The following is a 13271-nucleotide window of genomic DNA, read 5'->3' as shown; positions in this document are numbered from 1 at the left end:
CACAGCACCGTGAGCGCCGGCGACCGACCGGCGCTCACGGTGCGCGGCGCCGCCGCCGCGACGGCGTGCGCACGCATCCAACCTCACCCTGGGAGGGCACATGTCAGCAATCCTCGAGATGCGCGGCATCACGAAAGAATTCAGCGGGGTCAAGGCCCTCGATGACGTCACGCTCACGGTCGAGCGCGGCCAGGTCCACGCGATCTGCGGCGAGAACGGCGCGGGCAAGTCGACGCTCATGAAGGTGCTCTCGGGCGTCTACCCGACCGGCTCCTACGACGGCGAGATCGTCTTCGAAGGCGAGCCCCAGCACTTCCGGACGATCAACGACTCCGAGTCGAAGGGCATCGTCATCATCCACCAGGAGCTCGCGCTGAGCCCCTTCCTCTCGATCGCCGAGAACATCTTCCTCGGCAACGAGATCCAGCGCTTCGGCGTGATCGACTGGGGCAAGACAAACCTCGAGGCGGCCAAGCTGCTCGCGCGCGTCGGGCTCGACGAGAACGTCGCCACGCCCGTGAGCCAGATCGGCGTCGGCAAGCAGCAGCTGGTCGAGATCGCGAAGGCCCTCTCGAAGAACGTCAAGCTGCTCATCCTCGACGAGCCGACGGCGGCGCTGAACGACGAGGACTCGCAGCACCTGCTCGACCTGATCCTGCACCTCAAGGGGCAGGGGATCACGTCGATCATCATCAGCCACAAGCTCAAGGAGATCAAGCGCATCGCCGACACCGTCACGGTCATCCGCGACGGCAAGACGATCGAGACGATCTCGGGCGACGAGATCGAGGAGTCGCGCATCATCCGCTCGATGGTGGGCCGCCCGCTCGACAACCTGTTCCCGGACCACGAGCCGAAGATCGGCGAGGAGAAGTTCCGCGTCGAGAACTGGACGGTCTTCCACCCGGTGGACGGCTCGCGGAAGGTCGTCGACGACGTGTCGTTCTCGGTGCGCGCCGGCGAGATCGTCGGCTTCGCGGGCCTCATGGGCGCCGGCCGCACCGAGCTCGCGATGAGCATCTTCGGCCGCTCCTACGGCCAGCAGATCTCCGGCAAGGTCTTCCTCGACGGCAAGCCGATCTCCACGCGCACGGTGCAGGAGGCGATCGACAACGGCCTCGCCTACGCCACCGAGGACCGCAAGCACTACGGGCTCAACCTCATCGGGGACATCACCGAGAACACCACCGCGGCGGCCCTCGACAAGGTCTCGAACACCGGCGTGATCAACGTCAACGAGGAGATCAAGGTCGCCGACCGCTTCCGCCAGGCGATGCGCACCAGAGCGCAGTCCGTCTCCGCCGTCGTCGGCGGCCTGTCGGGCGGCAACCAGCAGAAGGTCGTGCTCTCGAAGTGGATCTACTCGGATCCGGAGGTGCTGATCCTCGACGAGCCGACGCGCGGCATCGACGTGGGCGCGAAGTACGAGATCTACACGATCATCAACCGGCTCGCCGACGAGGGGAAGGCGGTCATCGTCATCTCCTCCGAGCTGCCCGAGCTCCTCGGGCTCTGCGACCGCATCTACACCATCGCCGGCGGCCGGCTCACGGGCGAGGTCGCCCGCGCCGACGCCAACCAGGAAGTGCTCATGCACTACATGACGCAGGAGAACGCAGCATGACCGACACCACGACGAAGCCGAAGGACTCCGCCACGAGCGGCATCCTCCGCTACTTCAGCAACAACATGCGGCAGTACGGTCTGCTCGCCGCGCTCATCGCGATCATCGCCCTGTTCACGATCCTCACGGGCGGCCGACTGCTGCTGCCCGGCAACGTGAACAACCTCATCACGCAGAACGCGTACGTGATCGTGCTCGCCATCGGCATGGTCATGGTCATCATCGCGCGGCACATCGACCTCTCCGTCGGCTCCGTCGTCGCGCTCGTCGGCGCCGTCACGGCGATCGGCATCACGCAGTGGCACCTCCCCTGGCCCGTCGCCGTCCTGCTGGGCATCTTCGTCGGCGGCCTCATCGGCGCCTGGCAGGGATTCTGGATCGCCTACGTGGGCATCCCCGCGTTCATCGTGACCCTCGCGGGAATGCTGCTGTTCCGAGGCCTCACCCTCGTCGTGCTCAACAGCCAGACGATCGGCGGCCTGCCCCAGGAGTTCAACAACCTCGCCGGCGGCTGGGTGCCCGGACTGTTCGGCACGTTCGACGTCTCGGGCATCTTCGGGCGGCTGTTCGACGAGGTCGACCTGTTCACGCTCGTCGTCGTCGTGCTCGTCGCCGCGGCGTTCGGGGTCGGGGAGTGGCGCAAGCGCCGCGAGCTCACCCGTCTCGAGCTGCCCAAGGAGCCGGGCTTCGCGTACATCGGCAAGATCGTCTTCGCCGCGGTCTTCCTGCTGTTCCTCGGCGTGCTGCTGGCCGCGTACAACGGCGTCCCCGTCGTGCTGATCATCCTCGCGGTGCTCATCATCGGCTACTCGTTCCTGCTCAACCGCACGGTGTTCGGCCGCAACATCTACGCGATGGGCGGCAACCTGCAGGCCGCGGCGCTGTCGGGCGTGCGCACGAAGCGCGTCGACTTCCTCATCTTCGTGAACATGGGCGCGCTCGCCGGTCTCGCCGGTGTGCTCGTCGCGGCGCGCGCCGGCGCGGCCAACCCGACCGCGGGCACGAGCTACGAGCTCGACGCGATCGCGGCCGTGTTCATCGGCGGCGCGGCCGTCACGGGTGGCGTCGGCACCGTCATCGGCGCCGTCATCGGCGCGTTCGTGATGGGCGTGCTGAACATGGGTCTGTCGATCCTCTCGGTGGACCAGGCGTGGCAGCAGGCCATCAAGGGCCTCGTGCTGCTCCTGGCGGTGGCGTTCGACCTCTTCAACAAGCGCCGCTCGTCGAAGGGCTGACGAGGCCGGTGGCAGTACCCGGCATCGTGTCGTCGCGCGGCGGATCGAGTCAGGTCCGCCGCGCGAACGTCTCACGCCTCCTTCGCCTCACCAACGAGCACGGCCCGCTCTCGCGCGCGGAGCTCACGCGGTTGACCGAGCTCAGCCGCTCGACGATCGGCGGCCTCGTCGCCGATCTGGCGGCGCGCGGCTTCGTGGTCGAGGCCGCGCCGGAGGACACCGGCGCGGCCGGCCGGCCGTCGCCGATCGTGCGCCCGAGCGACGACATCGTCGCGCTCGCGGTGAACCCGGAGCTCGACTCCATCACGATCGGCGCGGTCGGGCTGGGCGGCGCGGTGCGCTTCCGCATGCGGCACGAGGTGCAGGACCACAGCGCGGCGGCGGCGATCGACCTCATCACGAAGCTCGTCGGAGCCGTGCACGCGCGGTTCACGACGGAGCAGGTCGTGGGTGTCGGCATCGCGGTGCCCGGGCTCGTCCAGCCCGACTCCGGCGTCGTGCGCCTGGCGCCGCACCTGGGCTGGCACGACGTGCACATGGCCGAGACCATCACGATGCGCACGGGGCTGCCGGCGTACGTCGAGAACGACGCGAGCCTCGGCGCCGCCGCCGAGGCGATGTTCGGCGCGGGCCGCGGCCACGACACCGTGCTGTACCTGCACGGCGGGTCCTCGGGCATCGGCGGCGGGGTGCGGGCGCGCGGGCAGCAGCTGCCGAGCGCGCAGGGCTACATCGCCGAGCTCGGGCACACCCTCGTCAACTCGCACGGCCGGCGGTGCCACTGCTCCGCCATCGGCTGCCTCGAGACCGAGGTGCGCTTCGACGCGCTGCTGCGCGCGATGGGCCTCGACGACCTCGACCTGCGCGAGGTCGGCGCCGCCATCGCCAGCCACCGCAGCCCTGCGCTCGACGAGATCATCGCCGGGCAGCTGCGCATGCTGGCCGTGGGCCTGCGCAACGCGGTGAACGCATTCAACCCGTCGCTCATCGTGCTCGGCGGCTTCCTCAGCGCCCTCTACGAGTCCCAGCCCGAGACGCTCGAGACGGCCCTGCGCGAGCAGCTCATGCCGCCCATCGCCGAGGCTCTCGAGCTCTCGCGCGGCACGCTCGGCGTCGACCGCCTGCTCGTCGGGGCCGCCCAGCTGGCGTTCGAGCCGATGCTCGACGACCCGCTCGAGTTCGCGCTGCCGATCTACTGATCCGCGCCCGGCTCGCCGCCGGGCCGCCAGGCAGCCGCGCCGGGCTGCCCGGCGCCCGCGACGGGCGCGCCGATCGCGCCGGCGGCCATGGCCGGCACGGCCCGCGAGCCGTCCGCGCCGCCCACGGCAGCGTCGCCGTGCTCACCCCAGCGATGGGTGCGGTCCGCCGCCGCGGCGGCGACGGCCCCGGCGCGCACCTCGGCGAACACGGCCATCAGGTCGGCGCGGTCCAGCCCCACGACGGTGCCCGACACGGCGCCGGTGACGGTGTGCGCCTGCAGCGATCCGACGGTCTGCAGGCGGCTGATCGGCCCCTGCGAGATCGAGACCCCCTGCAGCCGCGCGAGCGGCAGGATCGCCTGCCGGCGCCACACGGTGCCGCGGCGCAGGTGCAGCGCGTACGCGGTGACGAGCGCGCCGTGCCTCTTGGAGGACGCGAACCGGCGCCACCAGGCGCGCCGCGCCATGACGCGGTACGGGTCGCCCTCCCCGGGGCCGAGCACGCCGTGATCGATCACGAACGGCAGGTCCTGGGCGGGCAGGTACGGCAGGATCAGCTGCAGCACCCGGATCGCGTCGTCGCGCGTGCCCACGGGCAGCACCTGGCTGAACTGCTGCTGCGCCGACGCCTGGGCGGCGGCGCTCTGGCCCGACACGCGGTTGATGTTGATGCGCCACCAGCCGAACGGCTTCCACAGCAGCGGCTGCACGAGCTCGACGGCGTGGATGCGCCCTGGCGGGATCGTCTGGGTGACGGTCGTGAGCAGCCCGAAGGTCACGCGCACACCGTCGGGCGTCGGCGCGATGGCGTAGCGCAGTGCCTTGCTCAGGCCGCTCCACACGACGCTCACCACGGCCAGCGCCATGGGCACGCCCGTGGTCAGCGCCGTGATCCCGAGGATGATGAATCCCTCGCCGTCCTCGTTCGTCAGCGCGACGGGGATGAGCCCGACGAGCGAGACGAGGAAGATCCCCCCGAAGAAGATGATCCAGACCACGGCGTCGAGCAGCTGCGAGGCGATCACGCGCCCGAGCGGCAGCTTCACGACGCTCTCGGGTGCGACATCCGCCAGGTCGGCGCCCTCGACGAGCTCCTGCACGCCGGCCGACACCGTCTGCTGCAGCCGGCCGTGCGGCGCCGCACCGGCGGCCGCGGAACCGGGCGCCGCCGCCTCGCGCGCCGCGCGCTTGGCGGCGCGCGCGCCGGAGGCCAGGCGCAGGATGTCGGCGCGCACCTCCTCGGCCCGGCGCACGGCGAGGTACTCGAGCGGCACGTTCGCGTCGGTGCCCGCACCGTCCACCTCGAGCTTGGCCATGCCGATGAGCCGCGGCGGGAAGGGCCGGGTGAGGTTGACGCCCTGCACGCGATCCAGCGGCGCGCGGCGATGCGTGCGGAAGATCATGCCCTTGCGCACCTCGACGTGCTCGTCGGTGATGCGGAACTGGTGCACGCGCCAGCTGAGCCAGAACAGGCCCGTGACGATCGCGACGATCGCCAGCAGCACGAGCAGCGCGACGATCACCATGTTGTTCGCGACCGTCCAGTCGATCGCCCAGCCGATCGGATCGCCGTTCTCGTAGTCGTACTCGTCGTCGGCCAGCTCGTGCGGCGCCACGACCGAGATGAAGCCGTAGATGATCCGGTCGCGCAGGTTGGCCAGCAGGATGCCGATCACGATGATCAGCGCGATCCCGCCCTTGAACAGCGGCGTCAGCGGGTGCAGCCGGTGCCAGTCGCCGTCGGCGAGCGCCGACGAGCCGCCGCCGCCGGCGAGCGGAGCGGGAGCCGCGTCGCCGGCGATGGCGGCCCGGCCGGTGGGGAGGCTCGGATCGGTCACAGCCCGGTCCGTCGGGTCTCGGCGACCTGGATGAGGGTGTCGCGCAGCGCCTCGGCGGCCTCCTGCGACAGGCCGGGGATCTCCACGCCCGTCGTCGCGGCGGCCGTCACCATCTTGAGCTTCGCGATGCCGAAGGCGCGATCCATCGGCCCGTGCGTGATGTCGACGAGCTGCATGCGACCGTAGGGGACGGCGACGATCCGCTGCCACAGGATGCCCTTGCGGAAGACGATGTCGTCCTCGCGCAGCATGTAGCCCAGCGCGCGAGCCTGGCGGGGCAGCACGAGCTGCGTGATGAGCGTGACCACGAGGAGCGCGGCCCCCGGCCACCAGACCCACGGCTGGTCGAGCGCGAGACCGACGACGAGCATCGCGGCGATCACGAGCCCGGCGAAGATCGCGTTCTGCACGGTCTGCGACACGACGTACTTGGGTGAGATCTGGTGCCAGTGCCCGTCGAGCGCGAGTCGGCCCTGGCCGCGGGGCTCGCGGACGGCCGTGTAGGTGCCGCGATCGAGTGCGGGCGCGGCCTCGGGGGCGCTGTGGCCGGACGGCGGCGCGAGCGGCACGTGGGCGGGCTCGCCCGACGCGGCGCTCACCTCGGCGCCCGCGGCCTCGGCGCCGAGCTGCTCGGCGCGCGGCGGATCGGCCGGCCGGGGCGGCACGGGCGGCGCGCCCTCGGGAAGGGGAGGGACCGCGCCTGGCACGGGTGGCGCCGCGGGCGGCACCTGCCCGTCAGTGTGCGGCGGGCGCGCCGGCTCCGGGGTCGTCGGGCTCTCGGTCATCGGGATCCTTCGGCAGCGTGCACCAGTGTTCGGCGATCAGCGCTGCGGTCACGAGGACGGCCCCCGCCACCGCGGTTGCGATGATCGTGCCGATCGAGCCTATCCCGGGGCTCACCGGCCGTGTGGCGAGGTAGGCGACGAAGCCGAGACCCGCTCCCCCGAGCGCGGCGCCGACGATGCTCGAGGCGCGCGCGAGCATCGCGATCCGCACCGCCCGGAACGGATCGACGCGCGGCGCCTTCGGATCGAGCAGCGAGCGCCGGATCGGCCACGCCAGCGCGACGCACGCCGCGCCCAGCAGGACGAGCAGGATCGGCAGCGACACCGCGGGCGTGAACGTGGCGCGCCCGCTCGCGGTGAGCAGGTGGTCGACGAGGAACGCCGCGCCGCCGCCGAGCAGCGCGGCGATGAGGAGGGAGACGGGGCCGGTGCGCTTCATCGCGCGTCCTTCCCGAGCGCCGCGAGCAGGTCGGCCACGCGGCCGCGGCCGGGCAGCACGGCATCCGGATCGATCGACAGCCACGGCCCGAGCACGAAGTCGCGCTCGGCGGCGCGCGGGTGGGGCAGCTGCAGCCGCTCGTCGTCGCTCATCCGGTCACCGTACGCGATGAGGTCGAGATCGAGGGTGCGATCGCCCCAGCGCTCGGCGCGCACCCGCCCGTGGCGCGACTCGATGACGTGCAGCATCGCCAGCAGCATGTCGGGCGCGAGGCGGGTGCGCACGATCGCGACGGCGTTGAGGTACGCCGGCCGCTCCTCGCTCGGGCCGTCGAGGGTGAGCGCGACCGACTCGATCGGCTCGGACGCCGCCACGAGCTCCGTGAGCGGCAGGTGCCGCAGATCGTGCATCGCCTCGCGCATCAGCCGCTCGCGGTCGCCCAGGTTCGAGCCGAGCGCGACGACGGCGTCCACGGGCGCGGCGGGCTCCCGCGGCTCGCGCGGCGGCAGGGGCTCGGCGAGGCGGCGGCTCATCGCCGCGCCCCCGGTGCGCCCGGCAGCCGCTCGGGCACGCCGTCGTGCACGGTGACCGACACATCGGCGAACTGCGCGGCGATGGGCGCCTGCGGCTTGTGCACCGTGACGGCGACGAACAGGACCCTCTCGTCCTCGAGCACCGCGCGCGCGATGCGGTGCGCGAGCGTCTCGATGAGGTTCACGGGCTCGCCGCCGACGATCGCCACCACCTTCTCGGCCAGCTCGCCGTAGTGCACGGTGTCGGCGACGTCGTCGGTCTCGGCCGCGCGCGCCGTCTGCACGCTCAGCCGCAGGTCGACGACGAACTCCTGCCCCTGCTCGCGCTCGAAGTCGAAGACCCCGTGGCGGCCGAAGCACCGCAGGCCCGTGAGCTCGATCATGTCCACGGGATTCACTTCCGTCCCTCCCACGCGCCGACCACCGCGAGCGCGTCGCGCGAGGCGGCAGCATCGTGCACGCGCACGGCGTGCGCTCCCGCCTGCGCCGCCAGCACGCTCGTCACGGCGGTCGCGAGGTCGCGTCGCGCCATCGACGGCCCCTCCCCGAGCGCCGCCTCGAGGAAGCGCTTGCGCGAGGTGCCGACGAGCACCCGGTACCCGAGCGCCGTCACCTCACCCAGGCCGCGCAGCAGCTCCCAGTTCTGCTCGCCGCGCTTGGCGAACCCGACCCCCGGATCCAGGATGATCCGCTCGGCGGGGATGCCGGCGGCCAGCGCCGACTCGGCCCGCGCGCGCAGCTCGGCGGCCACCTCGCGCGCCACGTGCGCGTACCGCGCCTGCGCGTACATGTCGACCGAGGGGCCGCGCCAGTGCCCGATCGCGTACTCCGCGTCGGAGCCGGCGACCACGCCCAGGATGTCCGGATCCGCGAGCCCGCCCGCCACGTCGTTCACGATCCGGGCGCCGGCGGCGATGGCCGCCTCGGCCGTGGCGGCGCGGTAGGTGTCGACGCTCACGACGGCGCCCTCGGCGGCCAGCGCGGCGATCACGGGCCCGATGCGCCGGATCTCCTCGTCCGCGCCGACCGGCTCCGACCCGGGGCGCGTCGACTCGCCGCCCACGTCGAGCACCGTCGCGCCGTCGGCGCGCAGCCGCCGCCCGTGCGCGATCGCCGCCTCGTGGTCGAAGTGCGCGCCGCCGTCGCTGAACGAGTCGGGCGTGACGTTCACGATCCCCCAGATGTCGATCATGCGTGCTCCCCCGTCGGCCGCGCCGCCGCGATCAGCGCGATGACCTCGGCGCGGGCGGCCGGCTCGGCCAGCTCGCCGCGCGCGGCCACGGTCACGGTAGAGCTGTCGGGCTGGCGCCCTCCCCGCATCGTGACGCACTGGTGCACCGCGTCGAGCACCACGAGCACGCCGCGCGCGTCGAGCGAGGAGGCGACGACGTCGGCGATCTGCTCGCCCAGGCGCTCCTGCACCTGGGGCCGGTTCGCGAGGATGTCGACCACGCGCGGCAGCGTGCTGAGCCCCACCACGCGCTCGCCCGGCAGGTACGCGATGTGGGCGCGCCCGGCCGAGGGCAGCAGGTGGTGCTCGCAGATCGAGCGGAAGCGGATGTCGCGCACGATCACGGCGCCCGTCGGCAGCGTCTCGGGCGCCGGGCCCTGCGCCACGCTGATCGTGTGCGCGAGCGGCGCCGCCGGGTCCTCACCCACGCCGGCGAACAGCTCGGCGACCATGTCGGCCACCCGCTCCGGCGTGCGACGGAGCCCGGGACGATCCGGATCCTCGCCCACGGCCAGCAGCAGCTCGCGCGTCAGCTCCTCGACGCGCCTGCGATCGACACCCACGCCCGCCCCCTTCGGTCGGATTCCCGTCAGGACGGATCAGGCCGTCGCGGGACGCGCCTTCCCCGTGCCCGGCGACGGATGGTGCACGGGCGCGCCCCCGCGCTCGGCGGCGGTCTGGGCGGCGACGCCCGGGTGCTGCTCGGGGCGGCGCGGGATCTGCACGGGCGGGTGCTCCGAGACGGGACGATCCTCGCTCGAGAGCCACTGCGGGCGCTCGGGCAGCTTCTGGATGTCCTTGAAGATCTCCTCGATCTGCAGGTGGTCGAGGGTCTCCTTCTCGAGCAGCTCGAGCGCGAGGCGGTCGAGGATCTCGCGGTTGGCCGAGAGCACCTGGTACGCCTCGTCGTGCGCCTGCTCGATGAGCCCGCGCACCTCGTCGTCGATCCGCTGCGCGAGCACGTCCGAGTAGTCGCGGCCGTGACCCATGTCGCGGCCCATGAAGACCTCGCCGCTGCCCGCGCTGAGCTTGACGGGGCCGACGGCGGCGGTCATGCCGTACTCGGTGACCATCTTGCGGGCGATGTCGGTGGCCTTCTCGATGTCGTTCGAGGCGCCCGTGGTGGGGTCGTGGAAGACGATCTCCTCGGCGACTCGCCCCCCCATGGCATAGGTGAGCTGATCCTGCAGCTCGTTGCGCGTGACGGAGTACTTGTCCTCGAGCGGCAGCACCATCGTGTAGCCCAGTGCCTTGCCGCGGGGCAGGATCGTGATCTTCGTCACGGGATCGGTGTGGTTCATCGCCGCCGCCGCGAGCGCGTGGCCGCCCTCGTGGTACGCCGTGATGAGCTTCTCCTTGTCCTTCATCACGCGCGTGCGGCGCTGCGGGCCGGCGATGACGCGGTCGATCGCCTCGTCGAGCGCGCGGCTGTCGATCAGCTGGGCGTTCGAGCGCGCCGTGAGCAGCGCGGCCTCGTTGAGCACATTGGCCAGGTCGGCGCCCGTGAAGCCCGGCGTCTTGCGGGCCACCACGTCGAGGTCGACGGAGTCGGCGAGCGGCTTGCCGCGGCCGTGCACCTCGAGGATGCGACGGCGGCCGGCCAGGTCGGGGGCGTCCACGCCGATCTGCCGGTCGAAGCGGCCCGGGCGCAGCAGCGCCGGGTCGAGGATGTCGGGGCGGTTGGTCGCCGCGATCACGATGACGTTCGCCTTCGGGTCGAAGCCGTCCATCTCGACGAGCATCTGGTTCAGCGTCTGCTCGCGCTCGTCGTGCCCGCCGCCCATGCCGGCGCCGCGGTGGCGCCCGACGGCGTCGATCTCGTCGATGAAGATGATCGCCGGGGCGTTCTCCTTGGCCTCCTTGAAGAGGTCGCGCACGCGGCTCGCGCCGACGCCGACGAACATCTCCACGAAGTCCGATCCGGAGATCGAGTAGAACGGCACGCCCGCCTCGCCCGCGACGGCGCGCGCGAGCAGCGTCTTGCCGGTGCCGGGAGGGCCGTACAGCAGCACGCCCTTGGGGATGCGCGCGCCGACGGCCTGGTACTTGGCGGGGTCCTTCAGGAAGTCCTTGATCTCGGCGAGCTCCTCGAGCGCCTCGTCCGCGCCGGCGACGTCGGCGAAGGTGACGTCGGGGTGCTCCTTGTTCGCGAGCTTGGCGCGCGACTTGCCGAACTGCATCACGCCGCGGCTGCCGCCGGCGGCGCTCGACATGAGGAACCAGAACAGCGCGCCCAGCAGCAGGATGGGGATGAGCAGCGACAGCAGGCCGTCGAAGAACGACGGCTGCGGCACGACGTCGTTGTAGCCGTCCTCGGGCTCCGCGCCCTCGACGGCGTCGACGACCTCGGCCGCGCGAGCGTCGACGTAGTAGAACTGCACCGAGGTCGCGTCCTCGTACGCCTCCGACAGCGTCAGATCCACGCGCTGATCGCGGTCGGTGATCGTCACCTGCTGCACCGTGTCGCCGGAGAGCAGCTCGAGGCCCTCCTGCGTGGAGACCTGGCGGGGACCGCCCAGGTTGGACAGCAGCGAGAAGCCGACGACCAGGAGCACGCCGATCAGCAGCACGTAGATCAGCGGGTTGCGGGTGATCTTCTTGACGTTCATATCTGGGCCGGGCCCGGGCTCCTCTTCGTCGCATCGGCGTCGCCGAAACGCACGCTCGCGCGCGTTGCCGTCCAGGCTACCGCCGGGCGGCTATGCCCCGTCTGGGATTCGCCCCGGGCGTAACGGGCGGCGGATCAGCTGTAGACGTGCGGCGCGAGCACCGCCACATCGCGCAGGTTGCGGTAGCGCTCGGCGTAGTCGAGGCCGTAGCCCACGACGAACTCGTTGGGGATGTCGAAGCCCAGGTACTTGCAGTCCACGTGCACCTTCGCCGCCTCGGGCTTGCGCAGCAGCGCGAGCACCTCGATCGACTCCGCACCGCGCGAGTCGAAGTTCTCGAGCAGCCAGCTGAGCGTGAGGCCCGAGTCGATGATGTCCTCGACGATCAGCACGTGCCGGCCGTGCAGGTCGGTGTCGAGATCCTTGCGGATCTGCACGACGCCGCTCGACTTCGTGCCCGCGCCGTAGCTCGACACGGCCATCCAGTCCATCTGGATGTGGCCCGTGAGGTGCCTCGCGAAGTCGGCCATGACCATGACGGCGCCCTTCAGCACGCCGACGAGCAGCAGCTCCTTGCCCTCGTAGTCGGCCTCGACCCGCGCGGCGAGCTCGGCCAGCTTGGCGTCGATCTGCTCCTGGGTGACGAGGACGGTGGTCAGGTCATCGGAGATGTCGGCCGCGCGCATGCTCCGAGTCTACGGACGCGCGCCCGCCGCACCTCACCGGTTGCTGAATGGACGTGCGCGGGTTCGACCACACATCGGTCACCGCGCCGAGAGCACGATCATCCCGCCCCGCCGCGTGGCGGTGAACACGGGCAGGTCGATCGGTCCCTGGCCGCGCCAGTCGGTGGCGAGGCGGGCGATCTCGAGGGTCTGCGTGCGGGTGAGGCTCACGCCGAACTCGCTCTGCGCCACGTGCCGGATGATCCGATTCCGGATCGCGGCGGGGTTGGCGGCGAGCGCGGCGGCCGAGACGGCGATGCCGGCCTCGGCGTGCTCGACGATGTCCTCGATGGTCTCGTCGATCATGTCGGCGAAGGCCTCGTTGTCCTCGCGCAGCTGCTCGGCCGTGCGCGCGAGGGCCTCGGCGATGCCGGGGCCGAGCTCGCTCTCGAGCACCGGCAGCACCCGGTCGCGGGCGCGCACGCGGGCGAACCGGGGCTGGGCGTTGTGCGGATCGGTCCACGCCTCCAGGCCCGACGCCGCGCAGAAGGCGCGGGTCTGCTCGCGGCGCAGGCCCAGCAGCGGGCGGATCCACGCCGTGCCCCGCTCGTCGACGCGGCGCGGCGCCATGCCCTGCAGGCTCCCGGCGCCGGATCCGCGCGCGAGGGCGAGCAGCACGGTCTCGGCCTGGTCGTCGAGCGTGTGCCCGAGCAGCACCGCCGCCGCGTCGGCGCTCACGGCCAGGCGCGAGAGCGCGGCGTAGCGGGCCTCGCGGGCGGCCGCCTCCGGGCCGCCCTCCGTGCCCACCTCGACGCGCACGACCCGGGCGTCGGCGATCCCGACCTCGCGGGCGGCCTCGGCGGCGCGCGCCGCGACATCCGCCGATCCCTCCTGCAGGCCGTGATCGATCGTGGCGCTCGCGACCCTCAGGCCGAGCTTGGGCGCCTCGTGCGCGGCCGCCGCCGCGAGCGCGAGCGAATCGGGGCCGCCCGAGAGCGCGACGAGCACGACCGATCCGCTGCCCTCGAGCGGCGCGAGGGCCTCGCGCACGGCGAGGCGGACGGCGGCGACGGAGGGATCGAGCACGCTCGCCAAAGTACTGCGGATAGGCTT

General features: G+C 72.2%; 13 protein-coding genes. 3 read left to right on the top strand and 10 right to left on the bottom strand.

Going from position 1 to position 13271, the window contains the following annotated elements; translation table 11 throughout:
* Window positions 1-100: 100 nt before the first annotated feature.
* Genes mmsA through ACYVJ0_RS02500 form a run of 3 tightly spaced genes read left to right on the top strand, consistent with a single transcriptional unit; the run spans window position 101 to window position 4058 of the window.
* Complete coding sequence (gene mmsA / locus ACYVJ0_RS02510) at window positions 101-1624, top strand: multiple monosaccharide ABC transporter ATP-binding protein (protein WP_449853761.1); 1524 nt, start codon at window positions 101-103, stop codon at window positions 1622-1624.
* Window positions 1621-2859 carry a multiple monosaccharide ABC transporter permease gene (mmsB, locus tag ACYVJ0_RS02505; protein WP_460815782.1) on the top strand — a complete coding sequence of 413 codons (1239 nt, stop codon included), beginning with the start codon at window positions 1621-1623 and terminating at the stop codon, window positions 2857-2859. The genes mmsA and mmsB overlap by 4 nt, the downstream gene beginning before the upstream one ends.
* 8 nt (window positions 2860-2867) lie before the next feature.
* Window positions 2868-4058: an ROK family transcriptional regulator gene (locus ACYVJ0_RS02500; RefSeq protein ID WP_460815781.1), complete on the top strand. Its 1191-nt coding sequence runs from the start codon at window positions 2868-2870 to the stop codon at window positions 4056-4058.
* Here the strand turns inward: ACYVJ0_RS02500 and ACYVJ0_RS02495 are convergent.
* From ACYVJ0_RS02495 to tilS, 10 genes are all read right to left on the bottom strand, one after another.
* Window positions 4052-5896: a PH domain-containing protein gene (locus tag ACYVJ0_RS02495; RefSeq protein ID WP_460815779.1), complete on the bottom strand. Its 1845-nt coding sequence runs from the start codon at window positions 5894-5896 to the stop codon at window positions 4052-4054. The two genes, ACYVJ0_RS02500 and ACYVJ0_RS02495, sit on opposite strands and share 7 nt — an antisense overlap.
* The gene (locus tag ACYVJ0_RS02490) at window positions 5893-6681 is read right to left on the bottom strand and encodes a PH domain-containing protein (RefSeq protein ID WP_460815777.1); all 789 of its coding nucleotides are present in this window, start codon (window positions 6679-6681) and stop codon (window positions 5893-5895) included. The genes ACYVJ0_RS02495 and ACYVJ0_RS02490 overlap by 4 nt, the downstream gene beginning before the upstream one ends.
* The gene (locus ACYVJ0_RS02485; RefSeq protein ID WP_460815775.1) at window positions 6632-7120 is read right to left on the bottom strand and encodes a DUF3180 domain-containing protein; all 489 of its coding nucleotides are present in this window, start codon (window positions 7118-7120) and stop codon (window positions 6632-6634) included. The genes ACYVJ0_RS02490 and ACYVJ0_RS02485 overlap by 50 nt, the downstream gene beginning before the upstream one ends.
* Window positions 7117-7653: a 2-amino-4-hydroxy-6-hydroxymethyldihydropteridine diphosphokinase gene (gene folK / locus ACYVJ0_RS02480; RefSeq protein WP_460815774.1), complete on the bottom strand. Its 537-nt coding sequence runs from the start codon at window positions 7651-7653 to the stop codon at window positions 7117-7119. The genes ACYVJ0_RS02485 and folK overlap by 4 nt, the downstream gene beginning before the upstream one ends.
* Window positions 7650-8051, bottom strand: coding sequence for a dihydroneopterin aldolase (folB, locus tag ACYVJ0_RS02475; protein WP_460815772.1), 402 nt, complete (start codon window positions 8049-8051; stop codon window positions 7650-7652). The genes folK and folB overlap by 4 nt, the downstream gene beginning before the upstream one ends.
* Window positions 8048-8845, bottom strand: coding sequence for a dihydropteroate synthase (gene folP, locus ACYVJ0_RS02470; RefSeq protein ID WP_460815771.1), 798 nt, complete (start codon window positions 8843-8845; stop codon window positions 8048-8050). The genes folB and folP overlap by 4 nt, the downstream gene beginning before the upstream one ends.
* Window positions 8842-9447, bottom strand: coding sequence for a GTP cyclohydrolase I (gene folE / locus ACYVJ0_RS02465; protein ID WP_460815769.1), 606 nt, complete (start codon window positions 9445-9447; stop codon window positions 8842-8844). The genes folP and folE overlap by 4 nt, the downstream gene beginning before the upstream one ends.
* Before the next feature lie 36 nt (window positions 9448-9483).
* Complete coding sequence (gene ftsH / locus ACYVJ0_RS02460) at window positions 9484-11493, bottom strand: ATP-dependent zinc metalloprotease FtsH (protein ID WP_449853771.1); 2010 nt, start codon at window positions 11491-11493, stop codon at window positions 9484-9486.
* Between the two features lie 134 nt (window positions 11494-11627).
* The gene (hpt, locus tag ACYVJ0_RS02455) at window positions 11628-12179 is read right to left on the bottom strand and encodes a hypoxanthine phosphoribosyltransferase (RefSeq protein ID WP_460815766.1); all 552 of its coding nucleotides are present in this window, start codon (window positions 12177-12179) and stop codon (window positions 11628-11630) included.
* A 78-nt stretch (window positions 12180-12257) separates the two neighbouring features.
* Window positions 12258-13244, bottom strand: a complete 987-nt coding sequence (gene tilS / locus ACYVJ0_RS02450) for a tRNA lysidine(34) synthetase TilS (protein WP_449853773.1) — start codon at window positions 13242-13244, stop codon at window positions 12258-12260.
* Between the last annotated feature and the right edge of the window lie 27 nt (window positions 13245-13271).

This window comes from Microbacterium petrolearium (assembly GCF_054782875.1).
The sequence above is the reverse complement of the archived record's forward strand: the minus strand, read 5'-3'. Positions and strand labels throughout refer to the sequence as shown.

Coding starts and splice junctions, on each gene's coding strand:
- mmsA (WP_449853761.1), top strand. CDS start 101: ATGTCAGCAATCCTCGAGATGCGCGGCATCACGAAAGAATTCAGCGGG.
- mmsB (WP_460815782.1), top strand. CDS start 1,621: ATGACCGACACCACGACGAAGCCGAAGGACTCCGCCACGAGCGGCATC.
- ACYVJ0_RS02490 (WP_460815777.1), bottom strand. CDS start 6,681: ATGACCGAGAGCCCGACGACCCCGGAGCCGGCGCGCCCGCCGCACACT.
- ACYVJ0_RS02485 (WP_460815775.1), bottom strand. CDS start 7,120: ATGAAGCGCACCGGCCCCGTCTCCCTCCTCATCGCCGCGCTGCTCGGC.
- folK (WP_460815774.1), bottom strand. CDS start 7,653: ATGAGCCGCCGCCTCGCCGAGCCCCTGCCGCCGCGCGAGCCGCGGGAG.
- folP (WP_460815771.1), bottom strand. CDS start 8,845: ATGATCGACATCTGGGGGATCGTGAACGTCACGCCCGACTCGTTCAGC.
- ftsH (WP_449853771.1), bottom strand. CDS start 11,493: ATGAACGTCAAGAAGATCACCCGCAACCCGCTGATCTACGTGCTGCTG.
- hpt (WP_460815766.1), bottom strand. CDS start 12,179: ATGCGCGCGGCCGACATCTCCGATGACCTGACCACCGTCCTCGTCACC.